The following is a 13,789-nucleotide window of genomic DNA, read 5'->3' on the forward strand; positions in this document are numbered from 1 at the left end:
GATGCTCGCATCCACTCTACAGTTCTCAAACACCACACCAGAAACAAACGTCCCCGGGACTGTGTCCAGCCCCTCGGCGTGTTGCCTCAGGACCCAACAGCGTGCCAGCGAACAATCCCTCCGACTCCCCAGGAGCACCCGTTCCACGCACCCGAAGATGCAGTACTTGGACGTCCCGGCAGAAGCCGGCGACACCATAACCAGTAGTTCCACAATTCCTTGAGCAAGCCCGGCAACACCACAGTCGGGTGTTGAGCCGTGCCCACTCCACCACCGTTGGTCCGGGTATCCCGGCGGGGTGGATGTGTTGCTCCTTAGAAAGGAGGTGATCCAGCCGCACCTTCCGGTACGGCTACCTTGTTACGACTTCGTCCCAATCGCCAGTCCCACCTTCGACCACTCCCCCCCTTGCGGGTTGGGCCATGGGCTTCGGGTGTTACCGACTTTCATGACGTGACGGGCGGTGTGTACAAGGCCCGGGAACGTATTCACCGCAGCGTTGCTGATCTGCGATTACTAGCGACTCCGACTTCACGCAGTCGAGTTGCAGACTGCGATCCGAACTGAGACCGGCTTTAAGGGATTCGCTCCACCTCGCGGTATCGCAGCCCTCTGTACCAGCCATTGTAGCATGTGTGAAGCCCTGGACATAAGGGGCATGATGACTTGACGTCATCCCCACCTTCCTCCGAGTTGACCCCGGCAGTCTCCCACGAGTCCCCGCCATAACGCGCTGGCAACGTAGGATAAGGGTTGCGCTCGTTGCGGGACTTAACCCAACATCTCACGACACGAGCTGACGACAGCCATGCACCACCTGTACACCAACCACAAGGGAAGCCCTATCTCTAGGGATGTCTGGCGCATGTCAAGCCCAGGTAAGGTTCTTCGCGTTGCATCGAATTAATCCACATGCTCCGCCGCTTGTGCGGGCCCCCGTCAATTCCTTTGAGTTTTAGCCTTGCGGCCGTACTCCCCAGGCGGGGCGCTTAATGCGTTAGCTACGGCACGGACAACGTGGATGTCGCCCACACCTAGCGCCCAACGTTTACAGCGTGGACTACCAGGGTATCTAATCCTGTTCGCTCCCCACGCTTTCGCTCCTCAGCGTCAGTATCGGCCCAGAGACCCGCCTTCGCCACCGGTGTTCCTCCTGATATCTGCGCATTTCACCGCTACACCAGGAATTCCAGTCTCCCCTACCGAACTCAAGTCTGCCCGTATCGCCCGCACGCTCCACGTTAAGCGTGGAGTTTTCACGAACGACGCGACAAACCGCCTACGAGCTCTTTACGCCCAATAATTCCGGACAACGCTCGCACCCTACGTATTACCGCGGCTGCTGGCACGTAGTTAGCCGGTGCTTCTTATCCAGGTACCGTCACTTGCGCTTCGTCCCTGGCGAAAGAGGTTTACAACCCGAAGGCCGTCATCCCTCACGCGGCGTCGCTGCATCAGGCTTGCGCCCATTGTGCAATATTCCCCACTGCTGCCTCCCGTAGGAGTCTGGGCCGTGTCTCAGTCCCAGTGTGGCCGGTCACCCTCTCAGGCCGGCTACCCGTCGTCGCCTTGGTAGGCCATTACCCCACCAACAAGCTGATAGGCCGCGGGCTCATCCTGTACCGCCGGAGCTTTCCACCAAACCCCATGCGAGGCTCAGTCATATCCGGTATTAGACCCAGTTTCCCAGGCTTATCCCAAAGTACAGGGCAGATTGCCCACGTGTTACTCACCCGTTCGCCACTAATCCACCCGAAGGCTTCATCGTTCGACTTGCATGTGTTAAGCACGCCGCCAGCGTTCGTCCTGAGCCAGGATCAAACTCTCCAACAATGTCAAATTTGATCGAGGCAATTTAATGCTCTCAAAGGAACCTCAAACGAGGTTCAAATACATAAGCTCTACTGGCTTAGTTCACTAGCACACTGTTGAGTTCTCAAGCAACACACCCCAGATCGCACCGCACTCACACGGCCTTATCCGAAGCAGTCATTCCTAGCAGTTTTTGGTGGGACACCCACTCAATCGCGCTGAGCGAGAGCTTGGTTCGTGTCCCGGTCGGCCACCCGGTTTCCCTGGCGACTTGGAGAACTTTACACGCCCCGGAAGGGCCCGAAACAGGGGGGTACCTTAACTGCGTTTCCGCAGGTCAAGGCCCCTGTTTCGGGCCCGGGCCGCGCTCAGCCCCCGACGCGCACGCCGGCGACGTTGCGCTTGCCCTTGCGGACCACGAGCCAGCGGCCGTGCAGAGCGTCGTCCGCGGACGGCTTCCACTCCTCGTCGGCGATCTTCGTGTTGTTGACGTACGCGCCGCCTTCCTTGACGGTGCGGCGCGCGGCGCCCTTGCTGTCGACGAGCCCGGCGGCGATCAGCAGGTCGACGATCGTCGACTCGCCGTTCGGGTCCACCTTGCCGTTGGGCACCTCGGCCATGGCGGCGTCGAGGGTCGACGAGTCGAGTTCACGCAGCTCTCCCCTCCCGAAGAGCGCCTGGCTCGCGGCGATGACCTGCCGGGTCGCCGCCTCGCCGTGCACCAGCGTCGTGAAGTCCTCCGCCAGCTTCCGCTGGGCGGACCGCAGGTGGGGGCGCTGTTCGGTGTCCTCGGCGAGCGCCGCGATCTCCTCCTGTCCGAGGAAGGAGAACATCTTCAGGTAGCGGATGACGTCGGCGTCGGCGACGTTCAGGAAGTACTGGAACCACGCGTACGGCGAGGTCATCTCCGGGTCGAGCCAGACGCTGCCGCCACCGGTGGACTTCCCGAACTTGCGCCCGTCGGAGTCGGTGACCAGCGGCGCGGTCAGCGCGTGGGCATGCCCGCCGTCGGTCCGGCGGATCAGGTCGACACCGCCGACGAGGTTGCCCCACTGGTCCGAGCCGCCGATCTGCAGCTTGCAGCCGTATTCGCGGTACAGGTGCAGGTAGTCCTGCGACTGCAGCAGCAGGTAGCTGAACTCGGTGTAGGAGATACCGTCGGTTTCGAGACGGCGCTTCACCGTCTCCCGGTTCAGCATCATGTTGACCGGGAAGTGCTTGCCGACGTCGCGCAGGAACTCGACCACGCTCTGCTTCGCGGTCCAGTCCAGGTTGTTCTCGATGATCGCGCCTGTCGGCGAGTCGTCGAAGTCGACGAACCGCTCCAGCTGCCCACGGATCCGGTCGGCCCACGCGGAGACGGTGTCCACCGTGTTCAGGGTGCGCTCACCGGTGTCGCGCGGGTCGCCGATCATCCCGGTGGCGACCCCGGCCAGCACGATCGGCCGGTGTCCGGCGCGCTGGAAGCGGGAGAGCATCAGCAGCGGGACCAGGTTGCCGGCGTGCAGGCTGGGCGCGGTCGGGTCGAATCCGCAATAAAGCGTGAGGGGTCCTTGGTCGAGGTCTCGCCGCAGTGCGTCGGTGTCGGTGGATTGCGCGATGAGGCCGCGCCAGGTCAGCTCGTCAAGGATGTGCTCGCTCACGCCTGTAGATCCTCCCGCACCAGGTCAACCGACTATCGGCCGGGGGCCGCCGCCCGTCGCTTGCCGCCCCGGCGATAGGTGGAGACGGCGGGCGAGCCGTCGATCCAGAACCGCCACGGCGTGTCCATCGCCATCGCGACCCCGACCCGGGGCCCGGTGCGGATGGCCGTTTCCGGGACGCGTTCGCCGGTGAACAGCCGGACGGGGGACGCGGGATCGGTCAGATCGACGCCGTTCTCGGCCCGGTCGATGCCGAGCACGGAGGTGAGGATGGCCGGTCCCTTGGCGAGTTCGCCGTTGCCCCGCGCGGACGGGCGGCGTGCCTTGGCGATGTCCGCGCCGGCCACCACCTCTCCGGCCCGCAGCAGCACGGCACCCGGCTGACCGTCTTCGGTGCCGACGACGTTGGCGCAGAAGTGCATGCCGTAGACGAAGTACACGTACAGGTGTCCCGCGGGTCCCCACATGACCGCGTTGCGCGGGGTCTTGCCGCGATAGCAGTGCGACGCGGGGTCGTCGAGTCCGCGATAGGCCTCGACCTCCACCAGGCGGACGGCGACGGTGCCGTCGGGACCGGTCGCTTCGAGCACCGCGCCGAGCAGGAGCGTGGACAGCTCCACCGGATCCAGCGCCAGCTCCCGCCGGGTGAACTGTCTGCCGGTCTCCACGTTCCGCACTCCTTTACGTCGCGTTCTCCCTGGTCGACCTTAACGGGCGGGGTATTGAGCGATCGCTCAACCATGCTCTACAGTGATTTGAGCGGTCGCTCAAACCTGGAGGGGGCTCCATGAAACGAAGAGCGCTTTACGTCGAAACGGTGATCCGCACCGACCTCGAGACGCTGTGGCGATATACGCAGGACCCGCGTCTGCACGCACGGTGGGATCTCCGCTTCGCGCGGATCGAACCGATCGCGGGTTCACCGGGACGGTTCCGGTACACGACCGAGTTCCTGGGGTTCGTCGTCACCGGGACCGGAACACACGCCGGGGAGAGCACACGACCGGACGGCGGCCGGACCTCCGCGTTGCGGTTCGCCTCCGCGGATCCGATGTCGCTCATCAAGTCCGGTTCCGGCTACTGGCGCTACACCCCGGTCGACGGCGGCGTCCGGTTCGTCACCGGCTTCGACTACACCACTCGATGGGGCGTCTTCGGCAGGTTCGCCGACCTGCTGTTCCGGCCGCTCTTCGGCTGGATGACGGCCTGGTCGTTCGACAGGCTCCGCCTGTGGCTCGAGACCGGCGGGCCGCCGGAAGAACTCCCGTTGCTCTCACCCTCGGCGGGACGCTGCCGCAGGAGCCCGCGACCGGGCAAGGACGGCGTCGCGCCCCGCATTCTCGACACCCTGGAGCAGGCATGATCTTCCGAGAAGCGCTGGGTGACGACTTCGCGTCCTTGCACCCGCGGATGCGCGAACGGCTTTCGCTGAGCACGGAGAACGGCGTCGGGATGATCGGCGTCGGCGTGATGGACGAGATCTGGCGTGGCGCCGCTTACGTCACACCGTTCCTGCGACTCGGCGCGTCGAGGCACATCCTGTTCCCGGACCGTGGCCGCAACGTCCCTTTCACCATCGAGAACTATCCGTACGTCGACTCGCTCGGCAGGGAGACGGTGTCGTTCGTCCGCACCTTCGAACTACCGGAACGGCGACGCCGGTTCGACGCGCAGATGATCTACAGCACCGAGCGCGGGAAGATCGTCGACTACCTGGGGACGCACCAGCACCTCGCCGTCGATCTCGACCTGACGGTGCGACCGGACGGCGGCTTCCGCATCCGGTCGGAGGAGTTCCGGCTCCGCGAAGGCCCGTTCCGGTGTGTGGTGCCGCGATCCGTCGTCGGTGTGGCCGAGGTCGACGAATGGTTCGACGACGAGAGTGGACTCTTCCGCATCGAGATCCGGGTGACGAACCCGCGGTTCGGGCCGCTGTTCGGTTACCGGGGCGCTTTCGAGGCTCGGTTCGTCGACCTGCGGCCGGGGGTGAGCGGCGCGGTGAAGCCCCTGCGTGAGAAGGTCCTGGATTGATGAACGGGCCCAGCACGAAACAGCGGTTGATCGACGGCGCGCTGGAAACCATCCGCACCAGCGGGATCACCGCCGTTTCGGCCAGGACCGTCGCCACCGCGGCAGGCACCAATCAGGCGCTGATCTTCTACCACTTCGGCAGTGTCGAGGAATTGATCGCGCAGGCCTGCGTGACGGCGACCGAAAGCCGCGTCGCCCATTTCCACGACCGGTTCGCCGAAGTGACCACGCTCGGCGAACTGCTGGACCTGGGCCGGACCATCCACGCGGAGGAACGCGCCGAGGGGAACATGACGGTCCTCGCCCAGGCGCTCGCCGGCGCGCAGGCCGGCGGGCGGCTGGCCGAGGCGACGCGGCAGGCGCTGGACAAATGGGTCCGCGAGGTCCAGGGGACCCTCGACCGCGTGCTGGCCGGTTCGCCGGTGCTCGAACTGGCCCAGACCGAAGGGCTGGCTTACGCCGTCTCCGCCGGCTTCCTCGGTCTCACGCTGTTCGAGTCGGTCGACCCGGACGGCGCCGAGCAGGCGTTGGCCGCGCTGGGGCAGCTGGCTGTCCTGGTCGATGTCCTCGAAGGACTCGGACCGGTCGCGACCCGCGCGATGCGGGCGAAGCTCCGGAAGACCGCGAGGCGATCTTGAAGTACGTGAAGGCCCCTTTCCCCGGCTGAGCCGGGGAAAGGGGGCCTTCACGCGAAAGAGGTCAGCTCAGCCAAGCGCGGTGTTCGGCGACCCGCGCGACCAGCCGGTCCCGCTGCTCGGCGACCCGCTCGGGGGCCGTGCCGCCGCGGGCGTTGCGTGAACGCACCGAGCCTTCGACGGTCAGCACCTCGCGCACGGCGGGCGTCAGCGCCGGGTTGATCTTCTCGAATTCCTCGTCGGTCAGTTCGTCCAGCCCGACACCGCGGCCCTCGGCGACGCGGACGCTCTCCCCCGCCGCCTCATGCGCGACACGGAACGGAACGCCTTGGCGCACGAGCCATTCGGCGATGTCCGTGGCGAGGGTGAAGCCGGCGGGCGCCAGTTCGGCGAGCCGGTCGGTGTGGAAGGTCAGCGTCTCGAGCATGCCCGCGATCGCCGGGAACAGCAGTTCCAGCTGTTCGACGGAGTCGAAGACCGGCTCCTTGTCCTCCTGCAGGTCCCGGTTGTACGCCAGCGGCTGCGCCTTGAGCGTCGCGAGCAGGCCGGTCAGGTTGCCGATGAGCCGTCCGGCCTTGCCCCGGGTCAGCTCGGCGACGTCCGGGTTCTTCTTCTGCGGCATGATCGAGCTGCCGGTCGCCCACGCGTCGTCGAGGGTGACGTAACCGAATTCGGCCGTGTTCCAGATGATCACCTCTTCGGCGATCCTGGACAGGTTGACCGCGAGCATCGCGACGTCGAAGGCGAACTCGGCGACGAAGTCGCGCGAAGCGGTGCCGTCGATGGAGTTCTCGACGCTGGTGTCGAAGCCCAGATCCTCGGCGACGGCCTCGGGGTCGAGGCCGAGCGAGGAGCCCGCGAGCGCGCCGGAACCGTAGGGCGATTCGGCGGTGCGAGCGTCCCAGTCACGCAACCGGGTGACATCGCGCAGCAGCGACTGGCCGTGCGCGAGCAGGTGGTGCGCGAGCAGGACCGGCTGGGCGTGCTGCAGGTGCGTACGCCCCGGCAGGATCGCGTCCGGATGCCGGTCCGCCTGGGAAACCAGCGCGTCGACGACGCCCAGGGTGCCGGCGACGCCCCGCCGGGCGGCGTCGCGCAGCCACATCCGGAACAGCGTCGCGACCTGGTCGTTGCGCGAACGCCCCGCCCGCAGCTTGCCACCGAGATCGGTGCCCGCCCGCTCCAGCAGGCCGCGTTCGAGCGCGGTGTGGACGTCCTCGTCGGCGACGGCCGGGGTGAACTTGCCCGAGGCGACGTCCTGCGCGAGGGTGTCCAGCGCGGCGAGCATGCCCGTCAGCTCGTCTTCGGTGAGAAGCCCGGCCTTCCGCAGCACTCGCGCGTGGGCCCGAGACCCGGCGATGTCGTACGGCGCCAGGCGCCAGTCGAAATGGGTCGAGGCGCTCAGTGCCGCCATCGCCTCCGCCGGTCCGCTGGCGAACCGGCCGCCCCACAGCTGCACCGGCTGCTCATTCCCGCTCACAACACTCCTCGGATTTCCTTGGTTCTTCAGGCGACTGACCGGTCGAAGGTAGCGCCTGTGGTGAAGTCGTACAGCGCGCGCTCGTCGCGCGCGGAATTCACGACCGCGTTCCCGCGGTGCAGGATCAGCCGGACTTCGCCGGACACCTGCCCGAGGCTGACCTTTTCCAGTTCCTCGTGCGCGGTGACCAGCGCGGCCGCGCCGGGCCCCTCGTAGATCTCGCGGCCTTTGAGCCCGAAGGCGCCGATGCGGCGGTTCACCTGCTGGAAGGCCTCCAGCAGGGTCACGGTCTCCCCGTCGATGGCGACCGGCACCCCTTCGTCGAAGGTGACGACCAGCTTCTCCGGGTCTTCCGGGAAGGTGAACCCCTCAGGCGTCACCTTCGGCCTCCTCACCGCCGTCCACTGTGGACGACCTTCGGGCCAGCGCCATGAAGCGCTCGGCCAGATCCTTGCCGGACAAGGGTTCCCTCGCGATCACCGCGACCGTGTCGTCGCCCGCGATCGAGCCGACGACCTCCTCCAGCGCCGCCCGGTCGATGGCGCTGGCGAGGAACTGCGCCGCCCCGGGCGGGGTGCGCAGCACGGTCAGGTTCCCCGACGAATCCGCCGAAACGAGCAGCTCGGCGAGCAGCCGCGAAAGCCGGGAAGTCCCGCCCTGCACCCCGCGTACCGGACTGCCGTCCTCCGGGATGACGTACACCGGAGCGCCGGAATCGGCGCCCCGCAGCTTCACGGCGCCCAGTTCGTCGAGGTCGCGCGACAACGTCGCCTGGGTGACGTCGATGCCTTCCGCGGCCAGGAGCTTCGCGAGCTCGGTCTGGCTGCGGATGGCCATCGTGGACACGAGTTCGGTGATCCGGGCCTGCCGGGTGACCCTGCTGCCGGTCATCGTCGCTTCTCGTCCAGGAGCCACACCAGCAACGCCTTCTGGGCGTGCAGCCGGTTTTCGGCCTCGTCCCAGACCGCGCTCGACGGGCCGTCGATGACCTCGTCGGTGATCTCCCAGCCACGGTGGGCGGGCAGACAGTGCAGCACGATCGCCTCGTCCGCCGCCCGGCGCATCAGGGCGGCGTTGACCTGCAGCTCCCGGAACGGGCCGACACGGTCGAGGCCGTCGTTCTCCTGGCCCATCGAGGTCCAGGTGTCGGTGACGACGACGTCCGCGCCTTCGACGGCGGCGTACGGATCGGTGAAGACCGTGGTGCTGCCGCCGGTCTCGGTCGACCGGTGCTTGGCGTCGAGCATGACCTGCTGATCCGGCTGGAAGCCCTCCGGCGAGACGACGCGCACGTGCATCCCGGCCGTGGTCCCGCCCAGCAGCAGCGAATGCGCCATGTTGTTGGCGCCGTCACCGAGGTAGACCAGGGTGAGCCCGGCGAGCTTGCCCTTGCGCTCACGGATGGTCATCAGATCGGTGAGCACCTGGCACGGGTGGAACTCGTCGGTCAGCGCGTTGATCACCGGGATGCTCGCCGCCGACGCCATCGCGTCGATGCGCTTCTGGGCGAAGGTCCGCCAGACGATCGCGTCCAGGTAGCGCGAAAGCACCCGCGAGGTGTCCTCGATGGTCTCTTCGCGGCCGAGCTGCATGGAGCGTCCGTCGACGATCACCGGGTTCCCGCCGAGCTGGGCGATGCCCACCTCGAACGAGAACCGGGTCCGGGTGGAGTTCTTCTCGAAGATCGCCGCGACGGACTTGCCCTCCAGGGCGCGGGAGCTCAGCGGCTCGGCCTTCAACTGGTCGGCGAGGTCCAGGATCTCGGCCTGTTCGGCCGGGCTGAGATCGTCGTCGCGGAGAAAGTTGCGGAGCATCGGTTTCGTCTCTGTCCTAGGTGGTGGTGGAATCGAGCGCCCCGGGAAGGGCTTCGAGGAATCCGCTGGCCTCTTCGGCGCTCAGGATCAGCGGTGGTGCGAGCCGGATGGCGTCCGGGGCGACCGGGTTGACCAGGTAGCCCGCCTCCTGCACGGCCTTGGCGACCGCCGCCGAGACCGGTTCGCGGAGCGCGATGCCGAGCAGCAGCCCGGCGCCGCGGACCCCGGCCACCAGCGGATGGCCGAGCTCCTCCACGCGAGAGGCGATGTCCTTGCCCAGCGCGGAGACGTGGTCGTTCAGGTTGTCCTTGGCGATGGTCTTGAGCACGGCGAGCCCGGCGGCGCAGCAGATCGGATTGCCGCCGAAGGTGGTCCCGTGCTGCCCCGGCTTCACCAGTTCGCCCACCTCGCCGACGCCGATGACCGCGCCGATCGGCAGGCCGCCGCCGAGACCCTTGGCCAGGGTGATGACGTCCGGGACGATGCCGGCGTGCTGGAAGGCGAACCACGCGCCGGTGCGACCGATGCCGGTCTGGACCTCGTCGACGACGAGCAGCGTTCCGGTCGCCTTGGTGATCTCCCGCGCGGCCTGGAGGTAGCCGTCCGGCGCCGGGATCACCCCGGCCTCCCCGAGGATCGGTTCGACGAAGACCGCCGCCGTGTCGGTGTCCACAGCGGCGCGGAGCGCGTCGACGTCTCCGTACGGAACGTGGGTGACACCCGGGACCAGCGGCACGAACGGGTCCCGCTTCGACGGCTGACCGGTCAGCGTCAGCGCGCCCATGGTGCGGCCGTGGAAGGCACCCTCGCAGGCGACGATCTTGGTGCGCCCGGTGAGCCTGCTGATCTTCAGCGCGGCCTCGTTGGCCTCCGCGCCCGAGTTGACGAACAGCACCTTCGCGTTGCCGGACAGACCGGCGACGTCCAGGAGCGTCTCGGCGAACTCGACGACGACCGGGTTCACGTAGAGGTTCGAGGTGTGCCCGAGTTTCGCGACCTGTTCGGAGACCGCGGCGACCACGGCGGGATGGGCGTGGCCCAGCGCGTTGACCGCGATCCCGCCGACCAGGTCGACGTACGGTTTGCCGTCGGCGTCCCAGACCTTCGCGCCCTCACCGCGGACCAGGGTCAGCGCCGGTGTGCCGTAGTTGTCCATGAGGGACGACTTCCAGTGCTCCTGGCCGTCTGCATTGGACTTGAGGGGGGTCACGGGAGCTCCGTTTCGGGGAAGACCATGGTGCCGATGCCACGGGAGGTGAAGACCTCCAGCAACACCGAATGGGCGATGCGGCCGTCGATCACGTGCGCGCGGCGGACGCCGCCGCGGATGGCGCGCACGCAGGCCTCCATCTTCGGGATCATGCCGCTGGCGAGGCCGGGCAGCAGGGTTTCGAGGCGGTCCACGCGGACGCGGTCGACCAGCGAGCTACGGTCCGGCCAGTTGGCGTAGAGGCCTTCGACGTCGGTGAGGACGACGAGCTTCTCCGCGCCCAGCGCGGCGGCGAGCGCGCCGGCGGCGGTGTCGGCGTTGATGTTGTGCACCACACCGTCGACGTCCGGGGCCACCGTGGAGACCACCGGGATGCGCCCGGCGTTGACGATGTCGAGCACCGCGTCCGGGTTGACCTCGGAAACCTCGCCGACGAGCCCGATGTCGACCTGCTCACCGTCCACAGTGGCCTGTTTGCGCTCGGCGGTGAACAGCCGCGCGTCCTCGCCGGAGATGCCGACCGCGTACGGGCCGTGCGCGTTGATCAGCCCGACGAGTTCGCGGCTGACCTGTCCGGTCAGCACCATGCGGACGATGTCCATCGTCTCCGGGGTGGTGACGCGCAGGCCGCCCTTGAACTCGCCTTCGACGCCGAGCCGGTTGAGCATCGCGGTGATCTGCGGGCCGCCGCCGTGCACCACGACCGGGCGCAGCCCGGCCATCCGCAGGAACACCATGTCCTCGGCGAAAGCCTGCTTGAGGGTCTCGTCGATCATGGCGTTGCCGCCGTACTTCACCACGACGGTGGCGCCGTGGAAACGCTGCAGCCAGGGCAGGGCCTCGATGAGGATCGCGGCCTTCTCGGCGGCCGTCGCGAGCCGCTCGTCCGCGGGGACCGTGGATTCGGAAGGGCTCATGACGAGTACGCGCTGTTCTCTTCGACGTAGGCGTGCGAGAGGTCGGTCGTGTAGATCGTCGCCTCGCCTTCGCCGAGGCCGAGGTCGACGACGATCGTGATGTCGCGTCCGGAAAGGTCGGCCTCGGAGCGGTCGGTGGCCGTCGTGCCCTTGGCGAACAGGGTGACGCCGTTGATCGTGATGGAGACCTTCTCCGGGTCGATCTCGGCGGGGACCCGGCCCAGCGCCATGGCGATCCGGCCCCAGTTCGGATCCGAACCGAACAACGCGGTCTTGACCAGGTTGTCCTCGGCGATCGTCCGGCCGACGGCGATCGCGTCGGCCTCGCTCGCCGCGCCGGTGACCGTGACGTCGACGTACTTGGTGGCGCCCTCGGAGTCCGCGCGCAGTTGCAGCACGAGGTCGAGGCTGACAGTGGTGAGCAGTTCGGTCAGTTCGGTCTCGGACGGTTCGACGCCGCTGGCGCCGGACGCGAGCACGAGGACGGTGTCGTTGGTGGAGGTGCCGCCGTCGACGTCGAGCCGGTCGAAGGTGAGGCCGGTGGCGGCACGCAGGGCTCGGTCGAGGACCTCCGGCGAGACGACCGCGTCGGTGGTGAGGACCGAGAGCATCGTCGCGAGGTTCGGCGCGAGCATGCCGGCGCCCTTGGCGAATCCGCCGACGCTCCAGCCGCTTTCGTGCTTAGCGACCGCCTGCTTCGGCTTGCTGTCGGTGGTCATGACCGCGGTGGCGGTGGCGAGATCGGTTTCGGCACCGGTCCCGAGTTCCCTGACGGCGGTGTCCACGCCCGACAGCAGCGCGTCCATCGGCAGGCGCTCACCGATCAGGCCGGTCGAGCAGACGGCGACCTCGATCGCGCCCGCCTCGAGGAGTTCGGCGACCTTCTCGGCGGTCTTGTGCGTGTCCTGGAAGCCACCGGGGCCGGTGGCCGCGTTCGCGCCGCCGGAGTTGAGCACGACGGCCTTGAGCCGCTGCTGCTTCAGCACCTCCTGCGACCACAGCACGGGCGCGGCCTTGATCACGTTGCGGGTGAACACGCCGGCCGCGACCTGCAGCGGCCCGTCGTTGACGACGAGCGCGAGGTCGAGCTTGCCCTCGGCCTTGATCCCGGCGGCGACGCCCGCGGCGCGGAATCCCTTCGGCTGGGTGACGGTCACGGAGCGACTCCTACGGTCGGTAGTCCGGTGGTTTCGGGGAGGCCGAGCGCGAGGTTCATCGACTGCACGGCACCTCCCGCGGTGCCCTTGGTCAGGTTGTCGATGGCCGCGACCACGATCAGGCGCCGGGTGTCGGCGTCGACGGTGACCTGCAGCTGGACGTTGTTCGAGCCGACCACCGAGGCCGACGACGGCCACTGGCCCGGCGGCAGCAGCTGGACGAACGGCTCGGCGGCGTAGGCCTTCTCGTACACCTCGCGGGCACCGTCGGCGTCCAGGTCGGCCTTGAGCGCGGCGCTCGCGGTGGTGAGGATGCCGCGCGGCATCGGGGCGAGGACCGGGGTGAACGAGACCTTGACCTGCTCCCCCGAGATCGCCGAGAGGTTCTGCGCGAATTCAGGGGTGTGCCGGTGGGCGCCGCCGACCCCGTACACGGAGGCCGACCCCATCACCTCCGAACCGAGGAGGTTCGGCTTGAGGCTCTTGCCCGCACCCGAGGTCCCGGTCACGGCGACGACGGCGATCTCCGGTTCGATCAGGCCCGCGGCGAGCGCCGGGGCGAGGGCGATCGAACCGCCCGTCGGGAAGCAGCCGGGGACCGCGATGCGCTTGGTCCCAGCGAGGCGCTCGCGGGCGCCAGGGAGTTCAGGAAGGCCGTACGGCCACTGTCCGGCGTGGTCGCCGCCGTACCAGCGCTGCCAGTCGGCCGCGTTCGCCAGCCGATGGTCCGCGCCGAGGTCGACGACCAGGACGTCCGGTCCGAGCTGGGCGGCGATGGCCCCGGAGTGACCGTGGGGCAGCGCCAGGAAGACGACGTCGTGCCCGGCAAGGGTCTCCGGGGTCGTCTCCAGCAGGACACGGTCCGCCAGCGGCGCGAGGTGCGGCTGGTGCTGGATGAGCGGCGTCCCCGCGGAGCTGGCCGCGGTCAGCGCGCCGATCTGGACTTCGGGATGGGCCAGCAGCAGGCGCAGGAGTTCGCCGCCCGCGTACCCGCTGGCTCCGGCCACCGCGATCTTCACCGTCATACGAATGATTATGCACAGCGGTGCAAGTTCAATCAAACGGAAGCTCGCTCGAACACTGTCGCGTC

General features: G+C 67.9%; 13 protein-coding genes and 1 rRNA gene. 3 read left to right on the plus strand and 11 right to left on the minus strand.

What is annotated here, in order from left to right; all coding sequences use genetic code 11:
• Window positions 1-318 precede the first annotated feature (318 nt).
• The 3 genes from SD37_RS24850 to SD37_RS24860 all read right to left on the minus strand — a co-directional run bounded on the left by SD37_RS24850 (window position 319) and on the right by SD37_RS24860 (window position 4,123).
• A 16S ribosomal RNA gene (locus SD37_RS24850) occupies window positions 319-1,833 on the minus strand.
• A gap of 347 nt (window positions 1,834-2,180) precedes the next feature.
• The gene (gene tyrS, locus SD37_RS24855) at window positions 2,181-3,455 is read right to left on the minus strand and encodes a tyrosine--tRNA ligase (RefSeq protein ID WP_044851982.1); all 1,275 of its coding nucleotides are present in this window, start codon (window positions 3,453-3,455) and stop codon (window positions 2,181-2,183) included.
• Between the two features lie 32 nt (window positions 3,456-3,487).
• The gene (locus SD37_RS24860) at window positions 3,488-4,123 is read right to left on the minus strand and encodes a DNA-3-methyladenine glycosylase (RefSeq protein WP_174567852.1); all 636 of its coding nucleotides are present in this window, start codon (window positions 4,121-4,123) and stop codon (window positions 3,488-3,490) included.
• A 119-nt stretch (window positions 4,124-4,242) separates the two neighbouring features.
• On the opposite strand from SD37_RS24860, the gene SD37_RS24865 reads away from it, so the two are divergent.
• Genes SD37_RS24865 through SD37_RS24875 form a run of 3 tightly spaced genes read left to right on the plus strand, consistent with a single transcriptional unit; the run spans window position 4,243 to window position 6,124 of the window.
• Window positions 4,243-4,818, plus strand: coding sequence for an SRPBCC family protein (locus tag SD37_RS24865; RefSeq protein WP_044851980.1), 576 nt, complete (start codon window positions 4,243-4,245; stop codon window positions 4,816-4,818).
• Entirely contained in the window at window positions 4,815-5,486 is a 672-nt protein-coding gene (locus tag SD37_RS24870) for a DUF4166 domain-containing protein (protein WP_044851979.1), read from the plus strand. The genes SD37_RS24865 and SD37_RS24870 overlap by 4 nt, the downstream gene beginning before the upstream one ends.
• Window positions 5,486-6,124, plus strand: coding sequence for a TetR/AcrR family transcriptional regulator (locus SD37_RS24875; protein WP_044851978.1), 639 nt, complete (start codon window positions 5,486-5,488; stop codon window positions 6,122-6,124). The genes SD37_RS24870 and SD37_RS24875 overlap by 1 nt, the downstream gene beginning before the upstream one ends.
• A gap of 61 nt (window positions 6,125-6,185) precedes the next feature.
• On the opposite strand, the gene argH is transcribed toward SD37_RS24875, so the two are convergent.
• Genes argH through argC form a run of 8 tightly spaced genes read right to left on the minus strand, consistent with a single transcriptional unit; the run spans window position 6,186 to window position 13,724 of the window.
• On the minus strand, window positions 6,186-7,601 hold the full coding sequence (gene argH, locus SD37_RS24880; protein ID WP_065912971.1) for an argininosuccinate lyase: 1,416 nt from the start codon (window positions 7,599-7,601) through the stop codon (window positions 6,186-6,188).
• A 26-nt stretch (window positions 7,602-7,627) separates the two neighbouring features.
• Complete coding sequence (locus tag SD37_RS24885; RefSeq protein ID WP_044851976.1) at window positions 7,628-7,981, minus strand: adenine nucleotide alpha hydrolase family protein; 354 nt, start codon at window positions 7,979-7,981, stop codon at window positions 7,628-7,630.
• Complete coding sequence (locus tag SD37_RS24890; protein WP_037313092.1) at window positions 7,971-8,492, minus strand: arginine repressor; 522 nt, start codon at window positions 8,490-8,492, stop codon at window positions 7,971-7,973. The genes SD37_RS24885 and SD37_RS24890 overlap by 11 nt, the downstream gene beginning before the upstream one ends.
• Window positions 8,489-9,415 (minus strand): ornithine carbamoyltransferase, encoded by a 927-nt coding sequence (gene argF / locus SD37_RS24895; RefSeq protein ID WP_037313095.1) that lies wholly within the window; start codon window positions 9,413-9,415, stop codon window positions 8,489-8,491. The genes SD37_RS24890 and argF overlap by 4 nt, the downstream gene beginning before the upstream one ends.
• 16 nt (window positions 9,416-9,431) lie before the next feature.
• Window positions 9,432-10,625 carry an acetylornithine transaminase gene (locus tag SD37_RS24900; protein WP_044851975.1) on the minus strand — a complete coding sequence of 398 codons (1,194 nt, stop codon included), beginning with the start codon at window positions 10,623-10,625 and terminating at the stop codon, window positions 9,432-9,434.
• Complete coding sequence (gene argB, locus SD37_RS24905; RefSeq protein ID WP_044851974.1) at window positions 10,622-11,542, minus strand: acetylglutamate kinase; 921 nt, start codon at window positions 11,540-11,542, stop codon at window positions 10,622-10,624. The genes SD37_RS24900 and argB overlap by 4 nt, the downstream gene beginning before the upstream one ends.
• Window positions 11,539-12,699, minus strand: coding sequence for a bifunctional glutamate N-acetyltransferase/amino-acid acetyltransferase ArgJ (gene argJ / locus SD37_RS24910; protein ID WP_044851973.1), 1,161 nt, complete (start codon window positions 12,697-12,699; stop codon window positions 11,539-11,541). Before argJ ends, argB begins: the two co-directional genes overlap by 4 nt.
• Entirely contained in the window at window positions 12,696-13,724 is a 1,029-nt protein-coding gene (argC, locus tag SD37_RS24915; protein WP_044851972.1) for an N-acetyl-gamma-glutamyl-phosphate reductase, read from the minus strand. Before argC ends, argJ begins: the two co-directional genes overlap by 4 nt.
• Window positions 13,725-13,789: the final 65 nt, after the last annotated feature.

This window comes from Amycolatopsis orientalis (assembly GCF_000943515.2).
Taxonomy (GTDB): Bacteria; Actinomycetota; Actinomycetes; order Mycobacteriales; family Pseudonocardiaceae; genus Amycolatopsis; species Amycolatopsis orientalis.

Coding starts and splice junctions, on each gene's coding strand:
- SD37_RS24865 (WP_044851980.1), top strand. CDS start 4,243: ATGAAACGAAGAGCGCTTTACGTCGAAACGGTGATCCGCACCGACCTC.
- SD37_RS24870 (WP_044851979.1), top strand. CDS start 4,815: ATGATCTTCCGAGAAGCGCTGGGTGACGACTTCGCGTCCTTGCACCCG.
- SD37_RS24875 (WP_044851978.1), top strand. CDS start 5,486: ATGAACGGGCCCAGCACGAAACAGCGGTTGATCGACGGCGCGCTGGAA.
- SD37_RS24890 (WP_037313092.1), bottom strand. CDS start 8,492: ATGACCGGCAGCAGGGTCACCCGGCAGGCCCGGATCACCGAACTCGTG.
- argF (WP_037313095.1), bottom strand. CDS start 9,415: ATGCTCCGCAACTTTCTCCGCGACGACGATCTCAGCCCGGCCGAACAG.
- argB (WP_044851974.1), bottom strand. CDS start 11,542: ATGAGCCCTTCCGAATCCACGGTCCCCGCGGACGAGCGGCTCGCGACG.
- argC (WP_044851972.1), bottom strand. CDS start 13,724: ATGACGGTGAAGATCGCGGTGGCCGGAGCCAGCGGGTACGCGGGCGGC.